This window comes from Halomonas sp. BC2, from assembly GCF_002078115.1.
Lineage (GTDB): Bacteria > Pseudomonadota > Gammaproteobacteria > Pseudomonadales > Halomonadaceae > Vreelandella > Vreelandella stevensii.
This window is the reverse complement of record NZ_LFGT01000004.1, coordinates 119,151-145,940: the sequence shown is the minus strand read 5'-3', so window position 1 is coordinate 145,940 and position 26,790 is coordinate 119,151. Positions and strand designations below refer to the sequence as shown.

General features: G+C 58.0%; 26 protein-coding genes, 1 tRNA gene and 2 pseudogenes. 17 read left to right on the top strand and 12 right to left on the bottom strand.

The features are described from left to right. Nucleotides 1–790 (top strand): ATP-binding protein (locus tag B7L71_RS03310; RefSeq protein ID WP_139790033.1); only part of this gene is annotated, 790 nt, incomplete at its 5' end. Nucleotides 791–839: 49 nt separating this feature from the next. Continuing rightward, entirely contained in the window at nucleotides 840–3,065 is a 2,226-nt protein-coding gene (locus B7L71_RS03305) for an insulinase family protein (protein ID WP_249273162.1), read from the top strand. On the opposite strand, the gene B7L71_RS03300 is transcribed toward B7L71_RS03305, so the two are convergent. Both B7L71_RS03300 and B7L71_RS03295 read right to left on the bottom strand, forming a co-directional pair. Then, nucleotides 3,021–3,692 carry a response regulator gene (locus B7L71_RS03300; protein ID WP_081135980.1) on the bottom strand — a complete coding sequence of 224 codons (672 nt, stop codon included), beginning with the start codon at nucleotides 3,690–3,692 and terminating at the stop codon, nucleotides 3,021–3,023. The two genes, B7L71_RS03305 and B7L71_RS03300, sit on opposite strands and share 45 nt — an antisense overlap. Nucleotides 3,693–3,790: 98 nt before the next feature. Further along, entirely contained in the window at nucleotides 3,791–4,729 is a 939-nt protein-coding gene (locus B7L71_RS03295; RefSeq protein ID WP_081135978.1) for a LysR family transcriptional regulator, read from the bottom strand. A 158-nt stretch (nucleotides 4,730–4,887) separates the two neighbouring features. On the opposite strand from B7L71_RS03295, the gene speB reads away from it, so the two are divergent. The 5 genes from speB (at nucleotide 4,888) to B7L71_RS03270 (ending at nucleotide 9,984) form a co-directional block, all read left to right on the top strand. Continuing rightward, on the top strand, nucleotides 4,888–5,793 hold the full coding sequence (gene speB / locus B7L71_RS03290) for an agmatinase (protein ID WP_081136031.1): 906 nt from the start codon (nucleotides 4,888–4,890) through the stop codon (nucleotides 5,791–5,793). Between the two features lie 500 nt (nucleotides 5,794–6,293). Beyond that, nucleotides 6,294–7,334, top strand: coding sequence for a TRAP transporter substrate-binding protein DctP (gene dctP, locus B7L71_RS03285; protein WP_081135976.1), 1,041 nt, complete (start codon nucleotides 6,294–6,296; stop codon nucleotides 7,332–7,334). An 81-nt stretch (nucleotides 7,335–7,415) separates the two neighbouring features. Continuing rightward, on the top strand, nucleotides 7,416–7,937 hold the full coding sequence (locus tag B7L71_RS03280; protein WP_081135974.1) for a TRAP transporter small permease: 522 nt from the start codon (nucleotides 7,416–7,418) through the stop codon (nucleotides 7,935–7,937). Further along, the gene (locus B7L71_RS03275; RefSeq protein ID WP_081135972.1) at nucleotides 7,934–9,211 is read left to right on the top strand and encodes a TRAP transporter large permease; all 1,278 of its coding nucleotides are present in this window, start codon (nucleotides 7,934–7,936) and stop codon (nucleotides 9,209–9,211) included. Before B7L71_RS03280 ends, B7L71_RS03275 begins: the two co-directional genes overlap by 4 nt. Before the next feature lie 5 nt (nucleotides 9,212–9,216). Next, nucleotides 9,217–9,984, top strand: coding sequence for a M15 family metallopeptidase (locus B7L71_RS03270; protein ID WP_170919425.1), 768 nt, complete (start codon nucleotides 9,217–9,219; stop codon nucleotides 9,982–9,984). Here B7L71_RS03270 and B7L71_RS03265 read toward each other — a convergent pair. Further along, a complete protein-coding gene (locus B7L71_RS03265; RefSeq protein WP_081135970.1) occupies nucleotides 9,981–10,904 on the bottom strand; it encodes a LysR family transcriptional regulator in 924 nt (307 codons plus the stop codon). The two genes, B7L71_RS03270 and B7L71_RS03265, sit on opposite strands and share 4 nt — an antisense overlap. Before the next feature lie 66 nt (nucleotides 10,905–10,970). Here B7L71_RS03265 and B7L71_RS03260 point away from each other — a divergent pair. Then, nucleotides 10,971–11,375: pseudogene (locus B7L71_RS03260) on the top strand (AEC family transporter); the annotation flags it as partial. A 193-nt stretch (nucleotides 11,376–11,568) separates the two neighbouring features. Here B7L71_RS03260 and aroQ read toward each other — a convergent pair. Both aroQ and B7L71_RS03250 read right to left on the bottom strand, forming a co-directional pair. Next, nucleotides 11,569–12,015: a type II 3-dehydroquinate dehydratase gene (aroQ, locus tag B7L71_RS03255; RefSeq protein WP_016915326.1), complete on the bottom strand. Its 447-nt coding sequence runs from the start codon at nucleotides 12,013–12,015 to the stop codon at nucleotides 11,569–11,571. Beyond that, complete coding sequence (locus B7L71_RS03250) at nucleotides 12,012–12,161, bottom strand: hypothetical protein (RefSeq protein WP_237718612.1); 150 nt, start codon at nucleotides 12,159–12,161, stop codon at nucleotides 12,012–12,014. The genes aroQ and B7L71_RS03250 overlap by 4 nt, the downstream gene beginning before the upstream one ends. Before the next feature lie 77 nt (nucleotides 12,162–12,238). On the opposite strand from B7L71_RS03250, the gene B7L71_RS17560 reads away from it, so the two are divergent. Then, entirely contained in the window at nucleotides 12,239–12,475 is a 237-nt protein-coding gene (locus B7L71_RS17560) for an HAD family hydrolase (protein WP_272942916.1), read from the top strand. Nucleotides 12,476–12,541: 66 nt separating this feature from the next. Then, the gene (locus B7L71_RS03240) at nucleotides 12,542–13,336 is read left to right on the top strand and encodes an IclR family transcriptional regulator domain-containing protein (RefSeq protein ID WP_016915329.1); all 795 of its coding nucleotides are present in this window, start codon (nucleotides 12,542–12,544) and stop codon (nucleotides 13,334–13,336) included. Nucleotides 13,337–13,703: 367 nt separating this feature from the next. Here B7L71_RS03240 and hglS read toward each other — a convergent pair whose 3' ends face one another. Further along, the gene (hglS, locus tag B7L71_RS03235; RefSeq protein WP_081135966.1) at nucleotides 13,704–15,077 is read right to left on the bottom strand and encodes a 2-oxoadipate dioxygenase/decarboxylase HglS; all 1,374 of its coding nucleotides are present in this window, start codon (nucleotides 15,075–15,077) and stop codon (nucleotides 13,704–13,706) included. 283 nt (nucleotides 15,078–15,360) lie between these two features. Between hglS and B7L71_RS03230 the strand changes: the two genes are divergently transcribed. After that, nucleotides 15,361–16,278, top strand: coding sequence for a LysR substrate-binding domain-containing protein (locus tag B7L71_RS03230; protein ID WP_081135964.1), 918 nt, complete (start codon nucleotides 15,361–15,363; stop codon nucleotides 16,276–16,278). Nucleotides 16,279–16,438: 160 nt separating this feature from the next. Continuing rightward, nucleotides 16,439–16,735 carry a flagellin N-terminal helical domain-containing protein gene (locus B7L71_RS17840; RefSeq protein ID WP_081135962.1) on the top strand — a complete coding sequence of 99 codons (297 nt, stop codon included), beginning with the start codon at nucleotides 16,439–16,441 and terminating at the stop codon, nucleotides 16,733–16,735. On the opposite strand, the pseudogene B7L71_RS03220 reads toward B7L71_RS17840, so the two are convergent. Beyond that, a pseudogene (locus B7L71_RS03220) lies at nucleotides 16,655–17,211 on the bottom strand (IS5 family transposase); the annotation flags it as partial. The gene B7L71_RS17840 and the pseudogene B7L71_RS03220 overlap by 81 nt on opposite strands. A 76-nt stretch (nucleotides 17,212–17,287) precedes the next feature. Here B7L71_RS03220 and B7L71_RS03215 point away from each other — a divergent pair. Then, nucleotides 17,288–18,868: an ATP-binding protein gene (locus B7L71_RS03215; RefSeq protein ID WP_081135958.1), complete on the top strand. Its 1,581-nt coding sequence runs from the start codon at nucleotides 17,288–17,290 to the stop codon at nucleotides 18,866–18,868. A 28-nt stretch (nucleotides 18,869–18,896) separates the two neighbouring features. Here the strand turns inward: B7L71_RS03215 and B7L71_RS03210 are convergent, their stop codons facing one another. The 4 genes from B7L71_RS03210 to B7L71_RS03200 form a co-directional block, all read right to left on the bottom strand. Beyond that, nucleotides 18,897–19,220, bottom strand: a complete 324-nt coding sequence (locus B7L71_RS03210) for a helicase-related protein (protein ID WP_081135956.1) — start codon at nucleotides 19,218–19,220, stop codon at nucleotides 18,897–18,899. A 189-nt stretch (nucleotides 19,221–19,409) separates the two neighbouring features. After that, nucleotides 19,410–20,264 carry an Rpn family recombination-promoting nuclease/putative transposase gene (locus tag B7L71_RS03205; RefSeq protein ID WP_249273161.1) on the bottom strand — a complete coding sequence of 285 codons (855 nt, stop codon included), beginning with the start codon at nucleotides 20,262–20,264 and terminating at the stop codon, nucleotides 19,410–19,412. After that, the gene (locus B7L71_RS17550; RefSeq protein ID WP_162129523.1) at nucleotides 20,236–20,397 is read right to left on the bottom strand and encodes a hypothetical protein; all 162 of its coding nucleotides are present in this window, start codon (nucleotides 20,395–20,397) and stop codon (nucleotides 20,236–20,238) included. Before B7L71_RS17550 ends, B7L71_RS03205 begins: the two co-directional genes overlap by 29 nt. 99 nt (nucleotides 20,398–20,496) lie before the next feature. Then, nucleotides 20,497–24,003 carry a DEAD/DEAH box helicase gene (locus B7L71_RS03200; RefSeq protein ID WP_081135954.1) on the bottom strand — a complete coding sequence of 1,169 codons (3,507 nt, stop codon included), beginning with the start codon at nucleotides 24,001–24,003 and terminating at the stop codon, nucleotides 20,497–20,499. Nucleotides 24,004–24,319: 316 nt separating this feature from the next. On the opposite strand from B7L71_RS03200, the gene B7L71_RS17545 reads away from it, so the two are divergent. Further along, nucleotides 24,320–24,481 carry an AAA family ATPase gene (locus B7L71_RS17545; RefSeq protein ID WP_083844203.1) on the top strand — a complete coding sequence of 54 codons (162 nt, stop codon included), beginning with the start codon at nucleotides 24,320–24,322 and terminating at the stop codon, nucleotides 24,479–24,481. 218 nt (nucleotides 24,482–24,699) lie between these two features. Here B7L71_RS17545 and B7L71_RS03190 read toward each other — a convergent pair. After that, a tRNA-Arg gene (locus B7L71_RS03190) sits at nucleotides 24,700–24,776 on the bottom strand. A gap of 154 nt (nucleotides 24,777–24,930) precedes the next feature. Here B7L71_RS03190 and B7L71_RS03185 point away from each other — a divergent pair. From B7L71_RS03185 to B7L71_RS03175, 3 genes are all read left to right on the top strand, one after another. Continuing rightward, nucleotides 24,931–25,929, top strand: a complete 999-nt coding sequence (locus tag B7L71_RS03185; protein WP_081135952.1) for a TRAP transporter substrate-binding protein — start codon at nucleotides 24,931–24,933, stop codon at nucleotides 25,927–25,929. Next, nucleotides 25,929–26,450, top strand: coding sequence for a TRAP transporter small permease (locus B7L71_RS03180; RefSeq protein ID WP_016915340.1), 522 nt, complete (start codon nucleotides 25,929–25,931; stop codon nucleotides 26,448–26,450). The genes B7L71_RS03185 and B7L71_RS03180 overlap by 1 nt, the downstream gene beginning before the upstream one ends. Then, on the top strand, nucleotides 26,447–26,790 hold a 344-nt coding region (locus B7L71_RS03175; protein ID WP_139790031.1), incomplete at its 3' end, for a TRAP transporter large permease subunit. The genes B7L71_RS03180 and B7L71_RS03175, both read left to right, overlap by 4 nt.

Here is a 26,790-nt window from a genome sequence, read left to right as displayed (position 1 = left end):
CTATGTGCCTTCTCATCAAGCGGTAACCAGCGACCCTTATCTACTCAGCCGCATTATGCGCAACTTTCTGGCTAACGCCTGTCGCTATACCCAGCGTGGCGGGATCTGCCTGGGTGTCCGCCGCCATAGTGACGACAGCCTTGCCGTGCAGGTGGTTGATAGCGGTATTGGCATTCCCGAAAGCGACTACCAACTGATTTTCCGCGAGTTTCACCAACTCAACGCCACCCGCGCGCGTGACCGCCAGGGCGTGGGCTTAGGGCTTGCCATTGTGGAGCGAATTAGCCAGCGCCTAGAGCACCCACTCTCGGTGCGCTCAGCACCCGGCCAAGGCTCCTGTTTTGCGGTTAAGGTACCCCGTGCTAGCGGCATTTCCTTTAGCCAAGCCCCCGCCCCTAGCACGCCGCCCTCCGCTGGCGCCGAGTTCGAAGGGCTGCGCGTGCTGATCCTGGATAACGAGCCGACGATTCTGGAAGGCATGGCGCTGCTGCTCAGCGAATGGCAGATCAGCTGTGATACCGCCCTGGATGTCGATACCGCTAAAGCCTGCCAGGAGGCACCGGATATGCTGTTAGTTGATCTTCACCTAGATGATAACGTCACTGGCCTAGAGGCTATTCGCCAACTTCGCCAGCACTGGCACGACCCGCACTTGCCAGCAGCTATTCTCAGTGCCGACCGCTCTGACCACTGGCAGAGGCGGCTGCGTCATGCAGGCGTTCCGCAGCTAAACAAGCCGGTACGACCCGGCAAACTGCGCGCGCTGCTGCGTAGCCTGCTCAATGGCTAAGCTCAGTTTCCAACAACCCTGTATCTCCCTACCTAACGGGGTGCAGGGAGTGCTGGCCCAGGCGCCCCAGTTAACCCGCGCTCACGTTAGCATCGCCATTGCGGCAGGCTATTTGGATGAGCCACCCGCCCTACCTGGGCTGGCCCACCTGTTAGAGCACGTGCTGACCACAGCGCCACTGGAAGCCTCTTCTAACACCAGCCTGCTCACCTGGCTTGCCCAGCACCAAGGCAGCCTGAATGCCCATACTGATGACTACGTCACTGATGTGCACTTCTCGATACCAGCAAACAAACTAGAAGCAGCGGCGCTCACCGTTGCCCGTCAGCTCGCCAGGCCACCGCTGCCCTTATCGACTATTCGCGCTGAAGTGGCGGCGATCGATGCCGAGTGGAATGCCCGTCAGAACAGCGCCCAAATGCAACGTCTGGATGCCCTCGCGGCACTTGCTGACCCACAGCATGTTGGTGCAGGCTGCCGCCATGGCAACGCGCAAACCCTAGGCAGTGACACGGCGCTGCTACTTAAAGCGCTCACCACGTTTCATCGCGCCTATTACCATGGCGGCCGCGTTAACATCGCCATTATCAGCCCCTGGGAGATAGTAGACATGACGCGCCTTACCCAACACATGGCAGCGCGGTTTAGTCCATCACCACCCAACGCGCCTTCGCTTGCTATTGCGTCCCGTTGGAGCCGCCAGCTCAGCGCGAAGGTAGCCAGTACGAGCAATACCGTTGAGCTACTGTGGCCGTTGCCATCGGCCATTGCACGTCATCAGCTTATCGCCCTTAGCGGCTTAGCTGATGCGGTACAGCAAGGCTATTTTGTAGAACAATTTCCTGATTCGATTACCGACTACCGCGCAACTCTGGCACCTAGCGGGGCGACAGACGCCTTTGGCTTACTGTTAAGTGGCACTGCAACACAAGAACAGGTGAAAGCCCTTGCGGCTGCTCTAAGTGAGCGCTTAGCAATCTTCTTCACACCCCTGCCCGGGACAACACCTAACGATCACGACACTATTTGGCAGCCACCCGCTGATACGGTGCAGTTAGCCCCTGCTTGGTTTGCACACGCCCGCCGCCAAACGCTTGCTCGTCGTTTCGCTACGCCGCCTTCTGAACATCAACCGGCCCCAAGCCCGTTCTCCGCTGACAACGTCCGTTGGCTAATCGGTAACGCGCCTACATCGGCTTCACCTCGCGCTGTTGATGCTTCCCCAACGCCTTTCCCCAACGTGCAGTGTTGGTGCGGTCAGTACGCTGTTGATGAGGATTTCGGTGCACTTGCCGATAACGCCTGGGCGGCCTGCTTTGTGCCGGGAGCAATGATTGTCCCCAGCCCGCTCATCGCTCAGCGGCTGGCGCTTCAGGGCATTGTCTTCAAGCAAGAGAACTCGCCCCATGGTAGTTGGGTAATAGTGATGGGGAGTCAAGCCAATCACGCTATGGTGGCGCTATTAGAAAAAGCCACATTAGCTGCCCCCAACGCTCATGAAGGACTGCTGGCTCAGCAGCTGGTTCAGCGCTTAACGCCGCTGCCTGCCACACCTGCGCTATGGGTTTCCCATGACACAGAAGCCGCAGTCGTTTGCAACACACTAGCGAACTTGGCGAGTCGCATTGAAAAACACACGGTGCAGGCTTCTCTCGCCGACTTACCATCCAGCACCGCCATCATGCGGACACTGAGCCTACCGGGCACTCCCAGCCAGCGATTACTATTAGCACTTGCGGAGCAGCATCACAGCGCGGCTTTTTTTCAGCAGGCACGTGATGACCATCACTTGGGCTATGTGGCAGCGGTTCGCAGGGGCGACGGCGCGCCCTGCTCACTTGGCTATGTCGTACAAACTAGCAATGCGGGGCAAGTCAGCAATGTGGGGGAAATCAGCAAAGAAGCGGTCTCCACAGGGGGGAAGCTGATAAAGGAGATAGAGGAAAAACGGATAGAAGAAAAGCTAATAGCAATCACTGATGCCCTCTGGAAAACGTCGAATGGCGTTCTACAGGCGCACCTGCCAACGCTAACACCGCCTGAAACGCCACTGGCTGCGCTGATTCTCCAGTGGCAAAGCCTCTTGGCAGGTACCCGTCAGCCACTGCATCGGCTTGGGCAACAAAGCCTCCATTCACAGGCGCTTGGCGACTTGCTCACCCAAATAAACAGCGTTGGCCGCTGGCAAACCCACTGGCTGGATAGCGCTGGTCACTATCAATTTAACGAGTCAACGATTGAGGAACTGGGAAAAATCGATATCGTTGGCGGATAAAATCGCTTGTACGCGACTGGTTACCCCCAGCTTGCGTAAAATCGCCGACACGTGGGCTTTCACCGTGGTTTCCGCAATATTGAGATGATAAGCAATCATCTTGTTAGATTCACCGCGGGTCATGTGCTCTAACACTTGCAGCTGCTTGCGGGTCAACAGGCGCAGCTGTTCTGCGGTAAAGCCTTGATCCTGATGGCGACGTTTACGAATACTGTCCGGCGCACGCATGGCATCAGCAGGTAGAAAGATATTGCCTTCCAGCACCTGGGCAATGGCGTGGCGCATCTGGTCACGAGGCAATGATTTGGTAATAAACCCCGCCGCACCGCAGGAAACCGCCTGCAGAATAATCTGCTTATCCTCTTCGGCGGATACGATGACCACCGGAATCGTCGGCTGCTCGTTACGCAGATGCAGCAATCCGGTCAATCCATTCATCCCCGGCATGTTCAGATCCAACAAAATCAGATCAAGGTCGGGGTCCTGCTGGGCATAGGCCAGTGCTTCGTCGAAATCCTCGACCTCAATCACCTCAGCGTCGGAGTAGGCTTCGCGGATCACCCGAGCCATCGCCTCACGTACCAGCGGATGATCATCGGCAATTAGGAGTTTATAGCGTGCGATCATTGTTATTGGCCTATTCAGGGAGCGCTTACCTGCACCTTACTAAGCGCACAGCGTTTATTGAAGCGGCGTCATCACACACACGACCAAGGGCGTAAACGCTAGCCAGGGGCACGGTGCCGACTGACTTGCGCCGCAAAGGCGGTGAGTTCTTGGTAAAGCCAGACATTGGCAGGCGCATTGGCGTAGAGACTGTGCTGGATCAGCGTCATGGTGAGGGCGGGCAGCGCAGCGGGCGGCGTCACCATGCGTACCGGCAGCATGGCCACGAAGCGCTCGGCCATCTGGCGTGGCAGGGTCATGATGGCATCGGTGAGGGCGACCACGCGGGCAGCGGCAATGTAGTTCAAGTTTCTGGAGATGACACGGCGCGTCAACCCGTGCTGAGCCAGGCAGTTCTCGATGGGGCTAGGCAGCAAGCCGCTGATGTCGGCCAATTCGACGTGCGCCAGCTGAGCAAACGCTTCCAGCGTCAGCGCATCACCCACATGGGGGTTGTGCTGCGCCGCAAGGCACACCAGCTGCTCATGCAGCCAGGGCGTTTGCACGACTCCGCTAGGCAACGACGATTGGCGATCCAGCCCCACCACCATATCCACCTGGCGCTGCTCCAACGCCTCGTTCAGCACGTCGGGGGTAATCAGCTCTATCGAAAAACTGAGACCGGGCGCACTGCGCAGCAGCTGGCTCAAAAACGCCGGGTACATGACCTCCTCGAAATAATCCGTGGTGGCCAGGGTGAAGTGCCGCGTACTGGTGGCGGCCGCAAAGGTCGCGGGGGGCGCCAGACCCGCCTGCAGGGCGGCCAGGGATTGCTGCACGACCGGCAACAGTGCCAAGGCACGGGGGGTCGGCTGCAGCCCTTGCCCGGAACGCACCAGCAGCGGGTCATCCAGCGCTTCACGCAGGCGCTTGAGCGCATGACTCAGGGCGGGCTGGCTCAAATGGAGCTTTTCCGCCGCACGGGTGACATGGCGCTCGCGCATCAGCATCTCGAAGACGAGCAGCAAATTCAGGTCAAAATGGCGTAACGAACGCATGAGGGCTCACTATCCACAAGATGAATGATTTCATTCTAAACATTCATTTCATTCATCGCCAAAAATTCCTTATCGTCGCGCTTTCTCGCCTCGCGAACCCACGTTTCCCCCGCTGCACGCTAATTAGGAGAACACATTAGGTGAACCCATCGCAGATCATGCCGAGCCTGTTTGGTGACGTCATCTCCACCTTCATGGGGGTACCCAAAGCCACCGACCCAAGCGCGACCGACGCCGAGGTCGTGGTCAGCGGTGTGCCGTTTGATCTGGCCTGCTCCGGACGCTCGGGCACGCGCATGGGGCCTAATGCGATTCGCCAAAGCACGGCGAACCTGATTTGGGAAGGCAAGCGCTGGCCGTGGGATTTTGCGTTGGAAGAGCGCTTGCGGGTCTGCGATGCAGGCAACCTGGACTACGCCTACGGCGAACCGGATAGCCTGATCGACAACCTGGAAAGCCACGCCATGCGCTGGCTGAAAGCGGGTAAAAAGATGCTGACGCTGGGCGGCGACCACTACATCAGCCTGCCGCTGCTGCGCGCCCATGCCCGTGAACACGGCCCGCTGGCGCTGATTCATTTCGATGCCCACACCGACACCTACGAGCAAGGCACACGCTATGATCACGGCACCATCTTCCATCATGCACTGAAGGAAGGCCTGGTCGTCCCGGAGCATTCACTGCAGATTGGTATTCGTACCAGCTATGACCGCCACAACCACCCTTACGAGGTGCTGGACGCCGACTGGGTGAACGACCACGGCCCGGCGGCGGTGCTGGAGCGCATTCGCGCGCGGGTAGGTCATCACCCCGCCTACGTGACGCTAGATATCGACGGCCTCGACCCGGCCTTTGCGCCCGGCACCGGCACCCCCGTGTGCGGTGGTCTCTCCACGGACCTGATGCTCAAGGTGGTGCGCGGCATGGTCGGCATGGAGCTGGTGGGCATGGATTTGGTGGAAGTCAATCCGGCCTATGATCACGGCGACATTACCTCGCTGGCTGCCGCCACGTTAGGGCTGGAATTCCTCTACACGCTGGCGGCGTCCAAGCCCGTCAAGTGATGGCAAAGCCGCCTGGGCCATCGCTCAGGCAGCTTTGTTCAGCCAGCGAATGACCTGCTCGACGACGGCGTCCGGGTAGGTCATGTGAATGCAATGCCCTTTGGTCGGCATGACGCAAAGCTGGCTGTTGGGCATCAGCTGATGCAACAACCCCAACGTTTTCTGGTACTCGTTCCTACCAGTCAAGTCGCTTAGCGTTATAGATGCCCACAGCGACTGCTTTCCAACAGGTAGAAGACCCGTTTATCGAGAAGGGTCATAGGCGTCACCAGAATCGTCTCCAGGCGTGGAACGGGCGCTCTTTCGTTGCAATTAAAACAACACTTTCAGGATTGCATAGTCAACACGACAACCTCTACGCTGCTTGAGAGGCCCGTGACTGCCAGCCTATTCGTTTAACTGACAACTCACAGCAGTTTACTCGGCTCATGACTTATTAAAAAAACAGCGTCACAACAACTTTCCCGTCGTCATCTTGCACGGGAACACAGGAGACGAACATGATGTTTGATGCATCTCGCAGGTCGATCAAAACACTAGCCACTGCCTGCCTGGTGGGTAGCGCCATGATGGCCACACAGGCCATGGCACAAACCACCATCAACCTGGGTTATAACGGCGCACCGGACCCCGATAAAAATGCGGTGCATGTGTTTGCCACCAACCTGCAATCACTGGTCGAAGAGAAAACCAATGGCGAGATCCAGCTTCGCCTGTACCCCAATAGCATGTTGGGTGAAGAGCAGGAGCGCATGGAGCAGACCATGAGCTCGCCCATGCTGAATATCGCGTCCTTTGCAGGCGTGTCGCCGATTGCCGATGAAATTTTTGTCAGTGCCATCCCGTTTCTATTCGATGACTTCGATGCTGCACGCGACTTCTTCGATGAAGGCAGCTATTGGCAGGAAGTCGAGAAAGTCGTCAAGGAGCGTTCAGGCATCGACATGTTGGCGGTCGTTGAAGAGGGCGGCTTTCTAGCTTTTACCAACAACAAGACGCCTATCTCTCACCCTGATGACTTCGCAGGTCTGCGTTTTAGAGCCATGGACCCCAGCCAGGTCGCCCTGTACGAAGCCTTTGGCGCATCCGGCACCCCCATCCCGTGGACTGAAGTCTATATGGCGCTGCGTACGGGCGTCGTCGATGGCCAAATGAATCCCCCCATGTACATCATTCTGGGCAGCCTGCATGAGGTACAAACCTACCTCACGCTGGCCAACATCCAGTACTCCAATCAGTTTCTGGTGGGTAACGGCCAGATGATCGAGGGCTGGGAGGAGGAGACGCGCAACGCTTTCCTGGAAGCCGTCGCGGAAGCCAACCAGCAGGCTCGCGAACATAATGAGGCCCAGGTCGAAGAACGCATTGCCTACCTGGAAGAGCAAGGTATGGAGGTCATTCGCCCCTCGGAGGAAGAGCTGCTGGCCTTTCGAGAAATTGGTCAGCCCGCTTACCTCGAATGGCTCAGCGACCGAGGCATTGACCAGCATTGGATAGCACTGGCCCTGGAAGATGTCGGGCAAGAAGAGCTGCTCGACTAACCTCTCGTACTGCGCTCATCCACTCAGCGAGGACAATGATCATGTTGTCCTCGCTGACTTCACCTTGCGGACAAGACTCTCATGCACGCGCTTCGAACTCGCATGCTGGCGGTGACCCGCCCGCTTTCCCTGACGGTGGCTGCCCTGCTGCTGCTCACCAACCTGGGGGTCATCATTTATGGCGTTATCATGCGCTACTTCGTCGGTGGTGCCCCCATCTGGACTGACGAACTTTCCCGCTTTCTCATCATTGGTACGGTACTCATCGCTGCCGGGGCCGTGTGGGTCGAAGGCAGCCATATGCGTGTCGCATTGATGGAGCGCCTACTGCCTGCACCACTGGCACGTTTGCTCAACCTCTATCAATGGCTGTTGACCTTGGGCGTGGCCGTAGGGGCTGCCTGGGTAAGCTATCGCTATGCGCAGTCGGTCAGCATGTTTACGACGTCAGGGTTAGGCGTAAGCCGCACCCTGCCACTCATGTCCATGCCGATTGGGTTTTCGCTGTTGGCCTGGCACGTCTTTTGGTATGGGCCTGCGCCGCTGCCAGGCCTTCTGGAGCCCACTCCCCAAGAGCAAACCGATGCAGGGGAACCGTCATGATTCTGGCCATGTTGGGCGCCTTTCTGGTACACGTGCTGCTCGGGCTACCGCTGTTCATCGCGCTGCTCACGACGGCACTGGTAGGCTTTTTATTCGTTGATCCGACCATGATCCCACGCATGATGCCGCAGCAATTCTTTGGCGGTATCAATGCCTTTTCTCTCATGGCCATTCCCCTTTTCATCCTGGCTGGCAATCTGATGAATGCCAGCGGCCTGACCGAGCGGTTGATGGGCCTGGCTCGTTTGCTGGTCGGCCACCTACGCGGAGGCATGGGGCATGTCAACGTGGTGTCCAGCGTCTTTTTTGCAGGCGTCAATGGCTCCGCGGTCGCGGATACCTCGGCACTCGGCTCACTGTTGGTGCCCGCCATGGAACAAGAGGGCTACTCACGCGCCTTTGCCGCAGGCCTCACCGCCGGTAGTTCGCTCATAGGGCCGATCATCCCTCCGAGTATTTTCATGATCCTGTATGCGTCACTGACGAATACTTCTGTCGGTGATCTATTCCTGGCGGGCATTATTCCAGGCCTGCTGCTCGGCGCCGCCTTCATGGGCATGAACGCCTGGTACGCCTGGAAAGTGGGCCTGCCGAAAAGCGGCAAACTGCCCAGCGTCAAAGCGATTGGTCTGGCCACGCTCGTCGCATTGCCAGCGCTCATCGCACCGGTGATCATTGTGGCGGGTATCGTCCTGGGGGTCGTCACTCCAACGGAGTCTGGAGCACTCACTGCGCTCTACGTGGCGCTGTGCGGTGTCGTGCTAGGCGGGCTGAACATCACTCAGTGCTGGCAAGCCATCAAGGATACCGCCCGTTTGACCTCGGCTATTTTCCTGATCATGGCCGCCTCGGCCACGATCAGTTGGTTATTGTCCTACGCCCAGGTGCCTCAGCAGTTCGTCATGCTGCTCGCCCCCTATGCGGAGAGCCCAGTCATCATCTTGCTGCTGCTCAGCGCCATCACCTTCATGACGGGCATGTTCATGGAAGAAGTGTCTGCACTCATGTTGCTGACACCCATTTTTGCCCCCGTCGCCATGATGGCCGGTATCGATCCGGTGCACCTTGGGGTCATCATCACGCTGAACATCACGATTGCGCTCATCACCCCCCCCATGGGTGCCTGCGTCTTTGTGGCAGCCGCTGTGAGCCGACTGGAAATCGTCTCGCTGTTTAAAACCATCTGGCCCTTCGTGCTCACTGCCATTGCCGTATTGCTGCTACTGATTTTTTTCCCATCGTTGACGTTACTTCTGCCTAGACTACTTGGATAACCGAGATGCCCACTGCTTCAGCCATTGCTTCTACGGCCTTGACGGCCATTCCCGGTCAGCCCTCACCCGACTGGAGCACCGTCAGCCGTATTGCTATTCAGGAGTGTCACGAACGGCTGCTTCCCATGAGCCTGGCACCTTCCCCTATCGTGGTATTTCCCGCCTACGCCCGTTTGGGCATTCCCGGCGCCATTCCTGAGTGCTTCGTACGTGAAGGGGTATATCGAGCCTTGCTAGCCGTGGCGCGCTCTCTCCCTGAGGGCATCAAGCTACTGGTGCTCGATGGATGGCGACCCTGGCGTGTTCAGCAATACCTGTTCGATACGCTGCATGAAGCGATTCGGCATCAGCACCCTCAGGCAGAAGAGGCAGAGCTACTGACCCGAACACGTGAATTCGTTTCCTTGCCTAGTCGTGACCCTGCTGCGCCTAGCCCCCACCTCACCGGAGGCGCAGTGGATGTCACGCTCTGCGATGACGATGGCATCCCGTTGGACATGGGAACGCTGTTCGATGAAGCAGTGCCAGCGTCACATACCGACCACTACGAGCACCTCGACACGTCATCCACAGAGCACAGGCACGTACGCGACAACCGCCGGCTGCTTTACCATGCCATGCGCCAACAAGGCTTCACCAATTTGCCCAGCGAATGGTGGCACTTCGATCTGGGTGACCAGCTATGGGCTCATTATGGAGGTCACCCGCACGCCCGTTACGGCCCGGCAGAGCTCGATACCATCGAAAACCGCTGGCGACGTCACATCCGTTAACACAAACGAGGGGCATCGGCAGAGAAAAAACGCATGCCCCGGCGCAGGTGCTCGACACAGGTCGTCGCGGCGACGGTCAGCTGGCGGCCTTCCAGACTCACGATCTGTGCCCGCGCACCGTTCATGATCGGATAGGCCATGGGCAGTGCAGTGATCTCGCCTCTGGCTATTTCATCGGCAACCGTCAATTCAGGCATGAAAGTCACCCCGATGCCTGAACGCACGAAGTTCTTGAGAACCGACACTGAGTTGGTGTGCAGGCGAGCATCCAGATAGCGGCGCTCCTGATGGGCTACCATATTGACCATCTGGCGCATACCAAACGGGTTATCCATCAGGGCCAACGGCCAAGGCTCGATGTCGCTCAGGTGGGCAGCCCGTGACAGACGCCCAAGGGGGTGCTCTGGCGGCACGATCAGGTCCAGCGGTTGCCGCGTTTCCACATGGCAATGTATCTGTGGGTCTACGGGGGGCGCATAGAGTAACGCCAGGTCGACCTCCATCTCCTTCACCAGGGTCATGGCTTCATTAACGCCCGCCATGCGAATTTCCACTTTGATACCCGAAAAACGCGACATGAACGCCCCCAGGGGCGCCGCAATCAAATCCGCGATAAACCCTTCACCGACGGCAATGCGCACTTCGCCTTGAGCCATTTCCTGAATGGCCATCAATTGGGACAGCACGGCCTCTTCCGACAACCGCTGAGCATGATAGTGTTGAATGAGCAGCCGCCCTGCCTCGGTAGCCCGCATGCCGCCACCGTGACGCTCGCATAGCTGCACACCCAGCTCCTCCTCCAGGGCTTTCAACTGTCGGCTGAGTGCAGAGGCGTCTACATTGATATGCGCGGCGGCCCTCCGCAATGAGCCACGGCGTACCACCTCGTTTAGATATAACAGCGCACGCTGGCTAAGCATGTGTAATCCTTGAATATAAAATTCAGCAAGAACTGGTGCATTGATCGCGCCGTAGCACAATCCATCATGCACACCTCTCAGCACCAGCTCAATGGATTCGATATCAAGGAAACCGCATCTTCATGTGCTAAAAATCCCGTACTCGTCGGCTTGTGTGTGGGTATTTTGCTGGCGGTGACCGGTGTCACCATTCCTTTGCCACTGAGGAAAGCCATTGACATGCTGGCCAATGCAGCAGGCCCGGCCGCCCTGTTTGTGATCGGGGGCACTCTTTTTGGCCTGCAGATCAAAGGCATGGCGCGAGACGTGAGCCAAATCGTGATCGGCAAACTCATCCTGCACCCCTTGGTCATCCTTATCGTCTTTTTGCTGGTACCCGGCATCGAGCCTATTTATCTCGTAGGGGCACTGCTGTTCTCGGCAGCTCCGATGATCAGTATCTACCCACTGCTAGGGCAACGCTATGACCTGGGGGGTATCAGCGCTGCAGCAATGCTGGTAGCCACTGTGGCTTCTTTTTTACCCTTAGCCTCATTCTCTGGCTGGTCAGCCTTACCCCTTGGCTGGCTTTTTGATAGCGCCAATGATGTGCGCTTCGTGACGGCCAGAGCCGCCCTTAATAGGAAGCGGCTCGTCATCAGGCGCGATATGGCTCCCGCGAGTGTTACTGATCGGCGGCTTTCATCACCGCGTCCAGGGCCGCTTGGTAGCCTTGGGTACCCAGCCCGGCAATCACACCATCGGCCCGCAGTGAGACATAGGAGTGGTGGCGAAAGCGCTCACGCTTGTGCACATTGGAGATGTGTACTTCGATCACCGTGCCCTCGAAGGCATTCAGGGCATCCAGGATAGCCACAGAGGTATGGGTATAAGCGGCGGGGTTGATAATGATCGCCTGGGTGCCATCGAGGCGTGCAGCGTGAATGGCATCGATCAGGGCGCCCTCATGGTTGCTCTGCAGGCAGTTCAGCGTCCATCCCGCCATCACGGCTTTTTCACGCAGCGCGTTATTGACGTCTTCCAGCGTCTCGTAGCCGTAGATTTCCGGCTGCCGAGTGCCCAGTAAATTCAGGTTGGGCCCATGCAGGACAAGCACTTTAGCCTGGCTCATGCATCATTCTCCTTCAGCAGTTGGCGGCGATAGTGGGCAAATAGCGTGGCCGATTGCTGCGCTGCTGCCTCGCGTTTGGCGTCATCTTCACAAAAAAACTTGAAGGCGTCGACGCCTTGAAAGACGAACAGGCTGACACCGCTCACCACCGCAGCACCGACCTGCTTCGCCGCCGCAATAAACTCGGTGACAGCGGCAGCTTGCGCAATTCTTTATTGAGACGGTGGGGGCACCGCCTGATAAAGCCACTGGTTTGGGGCAGCTGCTGGTCAGACAAGGCCACGCCGCAAAGCACACCGTCATGATTGGCGACTCTTACAATGACTACCGCGCGGCCCGCTCCAATGGCACGCGATTCATTGGCGTCGCGGCCGAGCCCCATCAATCCCCTTTCCCTGCCGATACCGTGGTCATCAATGACCTGAGTCAACTGGAAGAGGCATTGCTGATCCTGGAATAATTGTTCGGCATTCGAACAATATGCTACATTGTTGCCTGACCAAGCATCCACCAATGAGAATGCAACATGGCAGATATTCTACAGGCAGATGCCCTGCAGCCTGATGACAGAGACTTTGTTACCGCCCTTGCCAGCGGCCTGGAAGTCATCATGGCGTTTGACGATTCACACCCCAGAATGACCCTCAGCGAAGTGGCTGCGCGCACCGGCATGAACCGCGCAAAAGCACGTCGATTTTTGCTGACGCTACATGCGCTGGGATACGTTAGAAAACAGCAGCGTTACTTTGAGCTGTCTCCCAAAGTATTACAGCTCGGCTACTCTTTTCTCTCTGCCAACAATTACCGCAGTGTGATCCAGCAGTATCTGGAGGATATTACTGCGCAGTGCGGGGAATCGTCATCACTAGGCATTCTGGATGGCGATGAGGTGATTTATGTCGCACGCTCCGCAGCCCCCCATCGGTTGATGTCTATTTCGCTCTCTGTGGGCACACGCCTGCCTGCGGCCCACACCTCCATGGGCCGTGTGCTGCTTGCTCAGCTCTCCGAACCGGCATTGGATGCCTATTTATCGAGAATTGTGCTCGAACGCCATACTGAGAAAACGATTACCGATAAAGAGTACCTTAAAAAATGCATCAACAAGGTTCGTCAGCAAGGCTATGCCATCTCTGACCAGGAGCTGGACCCAGGCTTGAGATCGTTGGCCGTCCCTGCATTTGATATGAATGGAAAGCTGCTGGGCGCCATCAATATCAGCACCAATGCGGCCAGGGTCGACATGGAGACGCTGCTTAAACACCACCTGCCGCTCCTGCAGGAAAAAGGACGTTTGATCCGCTCGACGATCAGTGCCTAGCATTGAGCTTCAAGCTTCGTGAAGCAGTCGAGAAAATGCGCGCACCGCCAGCTATCTTTAAAATATTTCATTCATTTTCATGAAGATAGCTGAGCAAAGCACATAACTGCTTGTGCTCAAAATTTGCACAAACACCGGCTAGCTTCTACATTGGGTCCAGTATATGAACTAAGGATACACCTATCTCGTTAGCTCATGAGGAGCTAATCATCGCAATCAAGGAGAGATAACATGTTGAAATTTCTGGCAATCACCGTCGGCATCATTTTCATAGTACCCTGCAGACCTCTTGGCACACCTGAGTTTCTGTGACCTGATTAAAACCATCGCTACGGTAATATGCCCATCTTGGGCTCTGGAATAAGCTCTACCCCCCTGTCAGTCCTCCCCCCCCCAACCACACCAACACGGCCTCTTTCGAGCGCTGTTCACGTTCGGCATACAGCGCCAGCTCATCCTGCACCGGGGCGCCTAGGGCGGCTTCGAAGGCGTCGCGGTTTGCGTTACCGGCGTAAGCGCCGTTTTCGCTGCCGCCCAGGTTGGATTGGAAAATACCGGCGGCACTGACGGGCAGAAAATCTTCATAGGTGATCGGCTGGGCCTCGACCCACCCCTGGGCCAGCAGCGTTGCCAGGTCGGCGTGCTCGGCGCGGCCCTTGGCTGCCTGCCCGGCGTCGGTCAGGTGGTAGTGGAAGTAGGCCAGCTGCTCGGTGCGAATCGCCTCGTGGTGGTCCGGAAACGCGGCGAACACGCGCTCCATAATGGCCTGATGGGCGTCATTGTCCAGGCCAGCGGTCTGGGCACGCCCTTGGTTCAACAGCTCATCATAAAGCGCCCGCCCTTTAGGGGTCAGCGCCATGCCGCGCTGCTCGATTTCGCCAAAGCGCGCCGTATGCGTGCCCTGGGCCTCCCCGGCGAAACGAATCGACTCCTCCAGCGCCCGAAAGCTGGTTTGGCGCAGCAACATGGGGCACTCCCGACGGGGCGGCCCTTCGATCACCGCCTTGGGGTTCATGCCCATGCTCGGCATACGACGCTGTGCTTCGTCGATGTCCAGGGTTCTGGGCGTCAGGTGGTTGATGTGCGGCCCCTTGAAACACACCACATCGGCAATCAGGCGATGCTCGTCGTGCAGCGCCTGGTAGGTTTCCAGGTCGACGGTCGCTTCCTGGTGCCAGCGGAAGGTTTCCAGCGCCTCGCTGACGAACTGGTCGGCTTCTTCACTGGACAACCCGCCCTGGGTTTCGTGGCGCTGGATGAGCGCCCGCACCGCTGGGGTAAAGATATCCCGCTGGGCCAGAATCTCCTCGGCGCGCTGGCGCAGCGTCTCGCTCTCGATCAGCTCCAGGCGCAGTAAAGAGGTAAAGACTCGGAAAGGGTTCAGCGCGAGGGCCTCGTCTTCGATGGGCCGAAACGCTGTAGAGTGCACCGGCACGCCCGCTTCCGAGAGGTCGTAATACCCCACCGGGTACATGCCCATGACCGCAAACAACCGGCGCAACATGGCAAGCTCGGCCTTGGTGCCCACCCGAATCGCCCCGTGGCGCTCCACGCTCAGCCGGGCCAGCTCGCCCTGCGCCTCCAGGCGGTGGTGCAGCGCGGGCTGCTGCTGAAGGGTTTCCTGGTTCACCCGCTCGACCAGTTCCAGCAGCGCACCGTACTGCGGCACTTCCGCTTGATACATGGCCGACATCGCCTTGGAAAAACGGTCGCGTATTGCATCAGTGGTGATAAAGGACATGTTGTGGCTCTCTGGGTCGATAAAGAACGGCACGCGTCGCCAGCCTCATGGCCTCTTCATGACACGTGCTTGCGCTGCGTTCTATCAAACCGACTCGGGGAGCGAACCACAAACGAAAAAAAGCACTCAATGCATGCCAAAAAGGAATGCTTAAAGGCTTTTATAAAGAGCGGCGAGCACCGGGTACCCAACAGTATGGCGCCCAAGGGAGCCCTTTGGTAGGGTGGGATCCCTTACCGTCATTCCGTTGAGTGACGCATGCCCAGGAGCGCCCGCGTTCACCATGCGCAATCTTCCTTCCATCACCGCCATGCAGTGCTTCGAAGCGGCCGCCCGCCACATGAGCTTCACCCGGGCTGCCGATGAGCTGAACCTGACCCAGAGCGCGGTCAGCAAACAGGTGGCACAGCTGGAAACCACCCTGGAGCACAAGCTGTTTCGCCGGGTACGCCGCAGCCTGCTGCTGACCCCCGAAGGGGCGATTTTCCTGAGCGATGTGCGCAAAGTGCTGACCCAAATCGAGATGTCCACCCAGGCCATCATGACGTACAGCGGCCACAGCGAAGTGCTCAACATCGCCACCCTGCCCAGCTTCGGCAGCCGCTGGCTAGCCAACAAGCTGCCCTCGTTCATGGCGGCGCATCCTGGTATCAGCCTGGCGTTTCACGACCGCGTCGAGGATTTCGACCTGGAGCAGGAGAACATCGACATTGCCCTCTTGTATGGGCACGGCAGCTGGCCCAATCTGGCCTGCCACAAGCTGGCCGACGACCTCATGGTCGCCGTCGCCTCCCCAGCCTGGCTGGCCCAGCACCCGATTCATTCACTCGATGATTTGACGCAGCGCCCGCTGCTCCACCTTTCGACCCGCCCGGATGCCTGGCACCACTGGTTTGCCAGCCAGCACGTCATGACCGAGCGCAGCTACCACGGCACCCGTTTCGAAACCTTCCCCATGCTGGTCAGAACCGCCATGGCAGGCGGCGGCGTGGCACTGGTGCCCCACTTCACCGTGAATGAAGAGCTGGAGAGCCAACGGCTCGCCCTGGCATGGCCGTACCAACTGCTCAGCCGCAACGCCTACTACCTCGTCTACCCCGAACACCTGGGAGAACTCGCCAAGGTGCGCCGCTTCGTTGAGCATGTGGTGCCGTTTGGGGAATACAGAAAGAGCCTTGCAAGCCACAAATCAAGCAGTTAAGCAACACCAATCAGGCTGGTTACCTCAAGCACATACCGCATCATGAGAGTTGCAGTCGCAGCACGACAACAGACGTCCCATCATCTCACTCGCCAGCACGCTAAATTTATTTTAATATTTGTCGCAATATCTCACTATCGTGGACAAGAAGAGCGGAACAATGGCGACGATCAACACCAGTTTTGCTGCGCTCAAGGCACAGCAAAACCTGAATAATACTGGCGCAAAGCTGTCGACAAGTATTGAGCGACTTTCTTCTGGTCTTCGGATTAATAGTGCAAAGGATGATGCAGCAGGGCAAGCGATTGGTAATCGCATGGCGACCAACCTGCAAGCAAATTCCACCATCACGCGGGGAATCAACGACAGCGTTTCACTAGGCTTTGTACGAAAAGTTAGCTCGCAGGCAGCGGTCTATGCATGCCACGCATACCATCGCCCTAAAGCTGCTTGCTAACTTATCGTAGCGTGTGGCAATGCGGCGTAGCTCCTTTAGCCAGCTAAAACAGCGTTCTACCGCATTTCGTTGTCGATATTTAGGCTTATCAAACCGTCTAGGTAGACCTGGCCGCCTTCTTCGATACATGTTGCGTTGAGCTATGACCGGCTTCATCCCGTGCCTATCGCAATAACGACGCAGCTCATCGCTGTCATAGCCTTTATCAGCCACCATATAGCGACTACGTTTGCGCGGGCACCCTACGTTACCAGGCAGATAAACGCTCTCTAATGTCGAAATAAAGTGCCGAGAGTCTACCTCTTGGCCGGGAGACAGCGTGAATGCCAGAGGCCAACCATGACGATCGCAAACCAAATGAATTTTGGTGGTTAACCCCCCGCGACTGCGGCCAAGGGCATGATCTAGCGGTTCTTCAGAGCCCCTTTTTTGCCGCCTCCTGCGGCAGCACGGGTGGCACGAACCGATGTTGAATCACCACCTGCCCTACTTGCCACCGTGCTAAACTCATCGCCAACGACACAAGCGAACAGGTTATCATGGGAGTCCTCAATGTCATCTGCTCAACGCCGTAAACTCCCCATTGGCATTCAGTCCTTTGAGAAGCTGCGCAAGGGTCAGTATTACTACGTCGACAAAACGCCCTTGATTCACACCATGGCTGAAACGGGCGGTTACTATTTCCTCTCCCGCCCGCGACGGTTTGGTAAAAGCCTGCTGCTGGATACGTTGCGCTGCCTGTTTGAAGGCCATGAAACCCTGTTTGAAGGACTTTATATTCACGATAAGTGGGACTGGCAGCAGCAACACCCGGTACTACGCCTCAGTTTCTCCAGCGGAGTGGTTAACAGCCGCCAGGACCTGGACGCCAACATTCGTTATCAGCTGCAACAGCAGCGAGCAAACCTGAAAATTGAGACACCGCCGCCTGAGCGAATTGCCGACGATTTCGCCAACCTGATCGAGCACGCCCAGCATGTCCATGGGCAACGCGTCGTGGTGCTGATTGATGAGTACGACAAGCCCATATTGGATAATATCCTCGACGCTGACAGGGCTCGCGAACTTCGCGAGGGGCTGAAAAATTTGTATAGCGTGCTCAAGGATGCCGACCCACACCTGCATTTTGTGTTGCTGACGGGTGTCTCTAAATTCAGCAAAGTCAGCCTCTTTTCGGGGCTGAACAATCTGCGCGATATCACGCTTTCATCTGACTATGCCGCCATCTGCGGCTATACCGACCACGATGTCGATACCGTCTTTGCACCGGAGCTGCCCGGGCTTGACCGTGAAGATATTCGCCGCTGGTATAACGGCTACCGCTGGGGTGGGCAGGACGTTGAAGCGGTCTATAACCCCTTTGATGTGCTGCTATTGCTAGAAGAGCGTAAATTTAGCCCTTACTGGTTTGAGAGCGCCACGCCCACGTTTTTGGTGGACTTGCTGAAAGCACGCGGTGTGTTTACCCCGCAACTTGGCACCCTTCAGGCCAAGGCACAGTTGTTGGGCCGCTTTGATGTCGATGACATCGCAACCGAGGCACTGCTGTTTCAGACCGGCTATATCACCATCAAGGATATGCAGGAGCCGATGGTGGGCTACCAGCTGTACTCGCTGGGGTTTCCTAACCGGGAAGTCGAAAGCAGCCTGAACGAGTTTCTGTTGCCCGTGCTGGGTATCCCAGACAGCGACGCGCAAACCTATCAACTGGCGCTGTTTAAGGTACTGCATGAGCATGATCTAGCAGGGCTGGAAGGTCACCTCAAAGCTCTCTACGCCGGCCTGCCCCACGACTGGTATCGCAACAACCCCATTGCCAAATACGAAGGGCATTATGCCAGCGTGTTCTACAGCCACTTCGCGGCACTGGGGGTGGGCGTGACGGTGGAAGACGCCAGCCACCGGGGTAAAGTCGATATGAGCGTCGACTTCGGCGGGCATATTTACCTTTTCGAGTTCAAGGTCGTGGAGCAGCTGCCTGAGGGAAAAGCACTGGAGCAGATCAAAGCCAAAGGCTATGCCGACAAACACCGTGCCAGTGGCATGCCCATTCATCTCATTGGCGTGGAGTTTTCCAGCATTGAGCGCCAAATCGTAGCGTTTGAGGTGGAAACGCTTGCCACTGACACATAATATCTCCGGCCTCATCCATCCACTTAAGTTACGCCACCGGCGCAAACAGCAGTGCCAGGTCTTCCTCGTCGAATAGCGGGCCGCTACTCTGGCGTTCGGCACCGCCTTCCAAGATGGAAGCGGCCAGGGCTGCCTTGCGCGACTGCAAGTCGTGAATGCGCTCTTCTACGGTACCGACACACATCAGCTTGTAGACAAACACGGGATTCTGTTGGTCCATGCGATGGGCACGGCCTGTCGCCTGTGCTTCCACCGCCGGATTCCACCAAGGGTCGTAATGAATCACGGTATCAGCCACCGTGAGGTTGAGTCCGGTGCCGCCAGCCTTGAGGCTAATCAGAAAGACCGGAATCTCACCTGCTGAAAGCGCACTACGCGCTGTGTTCGCGTCTTACCGGGGGTATCGCCCGTTAGGGTGGTGTAGGCGATGCCGTCCTTCTCCAGCGCCTGCCCAATCAATCCCAGCATCTCGGTGAACTGCGAAAACACCAAGGTATGCCGCCTTTCCTCAATCACCCGGGAGTTTCAGCTAACAACAGGCTTAATGCTTAAACATATCGCCCAGGTTATCGGCGAACAGAACTTCACGCATCCAGCCTTTCAATTGATCATGATCGGCTTGGCTAAGCTGCGCTTCTACCCACTCGGGCACATCACCAAACTTGAAATTGAGTTGAGTACGCACAACTTCACGTGCTTCTGCCAAGCGACCTTCTTGCAGGCCTTCTTGCCGACCTTCCAGGCGCTCTTTCTTGACAAGATTTTCTAAGTTCTCTGCCAACATGGCTTTATCCTCCATCTGGCTGTCTAGCCGATCCAGATTGACCTCGGCACTCAGCCGGTACAAGTGCCGCTTTAGCCAACGAGTGATGATCCGGTCGGTGCGTTCCTTGTTGGGGTCGGCCTGAATAATTGCCACCACACAATCCACCGCATTTTGCAGAGCTTCCCAGCTTTCTCCAGCGTTTTCCACGCCAAAAACACCACTAAGCGGTGTCTGGCGCAGGCCTAACTCTTCGTTAGTATAGCGCCCTTCGTCGACCAGGTAATAGCGAAGACGCGGCTGGTAGACCTGCAGGAAACTCGGCGGTTCCGGCCGAATCATGTCGTATATGTTCAGCGGTGCCGTCCAAGGCTTGGCGCCGTTGTACAGAACCACTGGAAACACCGGTGGCAAGCCTTGTCTGGGAACGATGGCTTTCTGCTTAAGCAGCTCGCTGTAAAAGCAGGCAACGTAGTGCATCAACCGAATCGGCATGGTGCGGTCAACTGATGACTGAAACTCCAGCAGAATGTAAAGAAATACGTCCTGCTTCATACCCTGCCAAGTCACCTCCACCGACCACACCACGTCTTCGATCTTCTCTTCAAACAAGGGCGTAATGTAATGACACATTGTGTTTCTTGAGGGTCGCGAAGTTCATTAGCCCGGCGATGTCGGAAGGGGCAAAGCCTTCAATCAGTTGCTGCACGAACTCGGGGTGGCTGAATAGCTCTTTATATCCCGTATCATGATGATGAGTCGCCATCGCGTGTCCCTGCTAATCGTTTGGCAACAGAATACCATGGCGGGTGATGCGTGGCCTTAGGGCAGTGGCATGGAGGTTGTTTTTGCTTTGATGCCTGAACTACGCCACCGGCGCAAACAGCAGCGCCAGGTCTTCCTCGTCGAATAGCGGGCCGTCACTCTGGCGTTCGGCACCGCCTTCCAAGATGGACGCGGCCAGGTCTGCCTTGCGCGACTGCAAGTCGTGAATGCGCTCTTCCACGGTACCGGCACACATCAGTTTGTAGACAAACACCGGGTTCTGCTGGCCCATGCGATGGGCACGGCCTGTCGCCTGTGCTTCCACCGCCGGATTCCACCAAGGGTCGTAATGAATCACTGTATCCGCCGCGGTGAGGTTGAGCCCGGTGCCGCCGGCCTTGAGGCTAATCAAAAAAACCGGCACCTCCCCCTGCTGAAAGCGCGCTACGCGCTGTGTTCGCGTCTTACCGGGGGTATCGCCCGTTAGGGTGGTATAGGCGATACCATCTTTCTCCAGTGCCTGGCCGATCAGCCCCAACATCTCGGTAAACTGCGAAAACACCAGGATGCGCCGCCCCTCTTCAATCAGGGGCGGCAACAGTTCCCGCAGTTGATCAAGTTTCGCTGAGCGACGCACCTTTTGGGCGCTGTCGAGTTTGACCAGCCGCGGGTCGCAGCATACCTGGCGCAGCTTGAGCAGCGCATCCAGCATCACGATGCCGGAACCGGCTAGGCCACGTTCGGCAACGGCTTGTTGCACGCGCTGGTGCTGGGCGAGACGTAGGCTCTCGTAGAGTTCTCGCTGAGCACCGCTCAGGGTGATTTCGCGACGCGTCTCGGTCTTATCGGGCAGTTCACCGAGCACCTGCTGCTTGGTCCGGCGCAGCATCAGCGGCGCTAGGCGTCGAGAGAGCTGCTCGCGAAGCGCAACATCTCCCTCCTTCTCGATAGGCGTGCGAAAGCGCTGACCAAACCATTGCTGGCTACCCAGCGCGCCTGGCGCCACAGCATCCAATTGAGCCCACAGCTCGCCCAGGTGATTCTCCAGTGGCGTGCCGGTCATCGCCACGGCACGCTTGGCCTTTAGCGCGCGCACCGCTCGCGCGGTCTGGCTGGCCGCGTTCTTGATGGCTTGGGCTTCATCAAGCACTAACAGGCCGAATGCCGTTTCGCCCAAGCGCTCAAGGTCGCGGATCAGGAGCGCATAGGTGGTAATGACCAGGTCGGCATCGGGTAGCGCCTCCGCGAACTGACGCTCACGCTGGGCTTTGCCGCCTTGCAACGCCACCACCTGGAGATCCGGCGCGAAGCGCGCGGCTTCGGTGCACCAGTTACCCACCAAACTTGTGGGGGCAATCACCAGGGTCGGCCCCTTGAGCGAACCACGAGCCCGCTCATCAAGCACATGCGCCAGGACTTGCACCGTCTTGCCCAGTCCCATGTCATCGGCCAGGATGCCGCCGGTGCCGAGCTCGGAAAGAAAACGCAGCCAGGCCAGGCCGCGGGACTGATAGTCGCGCAACTCACCGACAAAACCGGGTGGTTGGGGTAAGCTCGCCGGCAGCTCGCGTAATCGCTGGGCCAAAGCGCTCACTTCTTCACGCCCTGCCCAGCGCTCGTGCTCGGCGACAGGCGCCACTTTCTCGGCGGCCGTTAGCGGCAATGTCACGGACGCGTCGGGGTCGCGCTCATCGCCCAGCCAATCCAAGATCGGCGTCATTAGCCCACGCAGCCGAGACAAGGGCAGCGTCAAACGGCGATGATCGTCCAGTTCCAAGGTCCAGCTCGCGTCATCGGCCTCCTCTTCGCGGGGCTCCAGGGGAAAATCCTCGCGCTTGAGCAGTTGGCGCAAAATGGGCAGCAGGTTAACCCGCTCGCCTTCCACCTCAATATCCAACGCCAAATCAAACCAGCCGTTACCGGCCGGCTCCAGTTCGCCGTACCACGCCTCGGGCTCAAGATAGATAGGCTCTTTAGGGAAGTCTTCACTGAATTCGATGAGGCAGCCCGCTTGGCGCAACGTGTCTATCATCTCCCACCACTCATCAGGACCGGCGAGGTGCGTTGGCCACTCTGTCGCCCGTGTGGGCGGCGTACCGTGGTGAGGCAATAGCAACGTCCAGGGCGGCAGTTCCAGATATGCGGGTACCGTGCTCTTCTTCTCCAAGTGCTCAAGGGTCACCATGCCCGAGGGCAGGCCATACACCAGGGTCCGCTCAGCCTGGGTATCGCGCTGTATCGTCAGCCGCTGCCCATCCCGGTATCCATTGGCGGTGTCACCCTCTTCGGGCGGTACCTCAATGCCTGCATAATCAAAGCTCACCACGCCGGCGCCCACCTGAATCCAGCGGGGTAGTGGCGCCCCATGGCTAAACCCAAGCTGCCCTTCCGCGACACACATCGTCACTTTGAGTTGGGGTGTAACATCCTTGAGTGTTTGCTCTTCTATCCGTGTCGGTGTGGGCAGGCGTTCAGCCAGTGTGGGTGCCTGCTGAAGCCGTTCGCCCAGCCATTCGCTGATGTCCGGTGGCAGCGGCGGCGACCGATACAGCTTGTCGAGGAGCTCAGGCGCACCCTCCATCCGCCCGAACTGGCCGCGTTCGGGGTCGAGATAGCAGAGGCCACGACCGACTCTGGCGATGATCGCCTCGGAGGAGAGGGTGTCTTCTGGCACGGTGGTCGGATGTAATCGTTGTACGCCTTCACTATCCGCTTGCCAACTCGGTGACAATTGGCAGGTAGGCCCCCGCTCAAGCCGGGTGCCCGTCTGCCTGCGATGAAACAGCAATGGGGGTGTTTCACTCTCCAATAACGCCCATAAGGCCCGGGCCTGAAAAGAATGTGACACCAGTGCCCACATGCGCTGCGTGCTTGACCACGTCACTTCGTGCTCACCGTGCATCAGCTGATCAATGGCCTCCTCCTGCTCGGGGAGCCAACCTCCCTCGGGGGCCGGCACTAGCGCTCCTGACCGACTGACTTCAATACTACGAGGTGCCACCCAGCCGTTACTGCGGCTCTTCTGCTTGCCAGGACGCAACCAGGCGGGCAGCACGGATAAGACAGGCGTTGGGCCCACCTGGTCACGGCTGTCCAGAAACAGCGCAAGTCGATATGTCGCCTCGACACGTTGCCCCTCGCCCACGGATGCCGGCGACTGGTCGAGTTCCTTGATCCACTTTTCCCAGCGCTGTTTAAGCGATTGCTGCGTGTCCGTCTTGCCCGAAGCGCCGTTGTGCGGCTGACGCTCTGCAAACACCTCAGCCCCATTGCCCATCCGGTTGAGAAAGGTCTGGATAAGCGCCACGGCGTGTTTACACCTGACACCCACTGGGCAGCTACAGTCGGTGATGAGCGTCTCATCACGCCCGAGAATGCCAATGGTGACATCCGTGTGGTAAGGCTCGCGCTCGCTCCCCTCCACGTCGCCTGATAACGTCAGCCACTCCGCATCAAGCTCCAGACTCAGCTCACCCAGCACGCGACGCTGATTGGCATAACGCTTGCCGCGCTGCAACGAATTGGCGTCGAAGAAACCCTGCCAATCATTCTGATGAAGCGCGATAAAGAGGGCCATGGCATCATTGGCGCGGGAGTGGTCAGACACAGAAACCTCTAAAAGAAGAAAAATTGGGTGATAAAAAAGCAGTAGTGCGGCGGGACATACGCCCGTTTGAACGGTTCATCATCGCAATCGTTGTCGTGAGGGCGTAATTCTACTCGACACTTCACGTGGTGGGTAACTACCGCTACAAGTCTACCTCTACGCGACCGTGCTAAACTTCCCACCCACACCAAGCGTGAACGGTATCGTCATTGGAGGCCCGCATGTCATCCGCCCATCGTCGCAAGCTTCCCATTGGCATTCAGACCTTTTCGATATCCGCGAAGGCGATTACTACTAAGTCGATAAAACCCCGTTCATTGAGCGCCTAGCCAACCAGAACAAATACTATTTTCTGTCCCGTCCTCGCCGGTTCGGCAAGAGCTTGCTGCTGGACACCCTCCGTTGCCTGTTCGAGGGACGCCAGGCGCTTATAAGCACTAGCTTACGATACTCAGCCGACTTAAGCATCTTGTGCTAAGCGGACGTGAGAATATCGATAGTTATACCCACAAGCGACACACTGGGTAGCAGAACGCTAATATGCGTGTGACACACCGGTGTCAGATAAAAGCCATAGGTCAGCGGCTGAGTAGCAAGTCTTGAAGGCAATATTGGCAGGCGTGACACATGGATGACACAGATTTGACACAGCCAAAACAAAAGGGCCTACGCGTTAACGTAAGCCCTTGATATGTTTGGCGCGCCCGGCAGGAATTGAACCTGCGACCTTCGGCTTCGGAGGCCGACACTCTATCCAACTGAGCTACGGGCGCTTTGGGTGCGTATCGTACCCGTGTGGGCGCGTGGTGTCCAGCCGCTTGGCGGTTTTCGGCGCGTAGATGATTGACCGTTTTCCCTGCGGTGGTGCATGCTCTGGGGGCACTTTTGCACCTCGCACCTACCCTGATCCGTTTGGGAACATAATAAATGAAAACATTTGCACGTAGTACGCTGGCACTGGGCATCTCACTGGCGCTGGTGGGCGCCGCGAACGCCAACGATTTTGCGGATATGGACCCGGTCACGCTGCGCCTGGCCCACGTGGTCAACGAGCAGGATGGCTTCCATATCGCCGCCACCAAGTTCGAAGAGCTGGTGGAAGAGCGCACCGATGGCAAGGTGAACATCGAGATCTTCCCCAACGCCTCGCTGGGCGATGAGCGCACGCTGCTGGAAGGCATGCAGATCGGCACCGTGGACATGGGCGTGATCACCAACGGGCCGGTGGCCAACTTCGTGGAAGAGATGGCGGTCTTCGAATTGCCCTTCCTGTTCCCCACTCCCGAAGCCGCCTATGGCGTGCTGGATGGCCCCATTGGCCAGGAGCTGCTGGACAAGCTGGCCGACGTGAACCTGAAAGGCCTGGCCTACGCCGAGCGCGGCTTCCGCAACCTGACCAACAGCGAGCGCGCCGTGAACTCGCCGGAAGACCTGGATGGCCTGCGCATTCGCGTGATGGAAAACCCGGTGTACACCGATACCTTCCGCGAGCTGGGGGCCAACGCCATCCCGATGGCCTGGACCGAAGCACTGACCGCCATGCAACAGGGCACCATCGACGGCCAGGAAAACCCGGTGAACGTGATTCACTCGTTCAAGCTGGATGAAACCCAGAACTACATGACCCTGTCACGCCACACCTATGCCCCAGCGATTTTCGTGATGGGCATGCCTGCCTGGAACCAGCTGCCGGAAGCCGCCCAGGACGTCATCCGCCAGGCCGCCCAGGAAGCCGCCGAGCATGAGCGTCAGGTGAACGCCGATATGGAAGCCGAACAGCTGGCCGCCCTGCGCGAAGCAGGCATGGAAATCAACGACTCCCCCGATATGGAAGCCTTCCAGGCCGCCGTTGCGCCGGTTTATGAGAAGTACGGCCAGCAGTTCGGTGATTACCTGCCGCGCATTCAGGAGGCGCTGCAACAGTGATGTCGTTTGCACAGCCTCTATTGACGCTGCTGCAACGCATTGAACGCGGGCTGGATGCCATCATCCAGCCCGTGGTGTTTGCGGGCATGGCAGCTTTAATTGGCGTAATCACGCTACAGATCGTCTCACGGGTGCTGTTCAGCGCCGTGGGCTGGACCGAAGAGGTCGCGCGGTTTCTGCTGGTGTGGATCACCTTTTTAGCGGGCACGCTGGCTTTCCAGCGTGGGCGGCACATTGCGGTCACCTTTGCGGTGGATGCCCTGCCCCTGCCGCTGCGCAAGCTGGCCAGGTTGGCCGCGCTGGCCATCGTGTTGGCCTTCATGGTCACGCTGGTGGTCATCGGCCATCGCTACATGCAGGTACAAAGCTTTCAGAAGTCGGCCGCGCTGCGCCTCTCGATGACCTACGTCTACGCCGTCATCCCGCTCTCGGCGGGCATCATGGCGTGGTATGCGCTGGTAGACATAATCGAGGTGCTGGTGCACGGGCAGCCCATCACCGCCCAGGAGGAAGTGCTATGACGCTGGTGCTGTTCGGGCTGTTCTTCCTGTTCATGCTGCTGGGCATACCGATTGCCTTTGCCATTGGCGCCAGCACGCTCTACGCCCTGCATCAGTCGGGGGTGCCGCTGATGGTGGTCACCCAGCAGATGTTCCAGGGCATCAACTCGTTCGCCCTGGTGGCCATTCCCATGTTTATCCTGGCCGGTGATTTGATGGCCCAGGGCAAGGTCAGCGAGCGGCTGGTGAGCTTTGCCGATTCACTGGTGGGCTTCATGCGTGGCGGGCTCTCGGTGGTCTCGGTGATGGCGGGCATGTTCTTCGCGGCCATTTCCGGCTCGGGGGGCGGCCACCACGGCGG

Excerpts from the sequence above, each read along its gene's own strand:
- B7L71_RS03295 (WP_081135978.1), bottom strand. The coding sequence starts at position 4,729 with ATGCGTTCGTTACGCCATTTTGACCTGAATTTGCTGCTCGTCTTCGAG.
- B7L71_RS03215 (WP_081135958.1), top strand. The coding sequence starts at position 17,288 with ATGTCATCTGCTCAACGCCGTAAACTCCCCATTGGCATTCAGTCCTTT.
- B7L71_RS17840 (WP_081135962.1), top strand. The coding sequence starts at position 16,439 with ATGGCGACGATCAACACCAGTTTTGCTGCGCTCAAGGCACAGCAAAAC.
- speB (WP_081136031.1), top strand. The coding sequence starts at position 4,888 with ATGCCGAGCCTGTTTGGTGACGTCATCTCCACCTTCATGGGGGTACCC.
- B7L71_RS03180 (WP_016915340.1), top strand. The coding sequence starts at position 25,929 with ATGTCGTTTGCACAGCCTCTATTGACGCTGCTGCAACGCATTGAACGC.
- B7L71_RS03205 (WP_249273161.1), bottom strand. The coding sequence starts at position 20,264 with ATGTGTCATTACATTACGCCCTTGTTTGAAGAGAAGATCGAAGACGTG.
- B7L71_RS03185 (WP_081135952.1), top strand. The coding sequence starts at position 24,931 with ATGAAAACATTTGCACGTAGTACGCTGGCACTGGGCATCTCACTGGCG.
- hglS (WP_081135966.1), bottom strand. The coding sequence starts at position 15,077 with ATGTCCTTTATCACCACTGATGCAATACGCGACCGTTTTTCCAAGGCG.
- B7L71_RS03275 (WP_081135972.1), top strand. The coding sequence starts at position 7,934 with ATGATTCTGGCCATGTTGGGCGCCTTTCTGGTACACGTGCTGCTCGGG.
- B7L71_RS03265 (WP_081135970.1), bottom strand. The coding sequence starts at position 10,904 with ATGCTTAGCCAGCGTGCGCTGTTATATCTAAACGAGGTGGTACGCCGT.
- aroQ (WP_016915326.1), bottom strand. The coding sequence starts at position 12,015 with ATGAGCCAGGCTAAAGTGCTTGTCCTGCATGGGCCCAACCTGAATTTA.
- B7L71_RS03280 (WP_081135974.1), top strand. The coding sequence starts at position 7,416 with ATGCACGCGCTTCGAACTCGCATGCTGGCGGTGACCCGCCCGCTTTCC.
- B7L71_RS03300 (WP_081135980.1), bottom strand. The coding sequence starts at position 3,692 with ATGATCGCACGCTATAAACTCCTAATTGCCGATGATCATCCGCTGGTA.
- B7L71_RS03230 (WP_081135964.1), top strand. The coding sequence starts at position 15,361 with ATGCGCAATCTTCCTTCCATCACCGCCATGCAGTGCTTCGAAGCGGCC.
- B7L71_RS03270 (WP_170919425.1), top strand. The coding sequence starts at position 9,217 with ATGCCCACTGCTTCAGCCATTGCTTCTACGGCCTTGACGGCCATTCCC.
- B7L71_RS17550 (WP_162129523.1), bottom strand. The coding sequence starts at position 20,397 with ATGGCGACTCATCATCATGATACGGGATATAAAGAGCTATTCAGCCAC.
- dctP (WP_081135976.1), top strand. The coding sequence starts at position 6,294 with ATGATGTTTGATGCATCTCGCAGGTCGATCAAAACACTAGCCACTGCC.
- B7L71_RS03240 (WP_016915329.1), top strand. The coding sequence starts at position 12,542 with ATGGCAGATATTCTACAGGCAGATGCCCTGCAGCCTGATGACAGAGAC.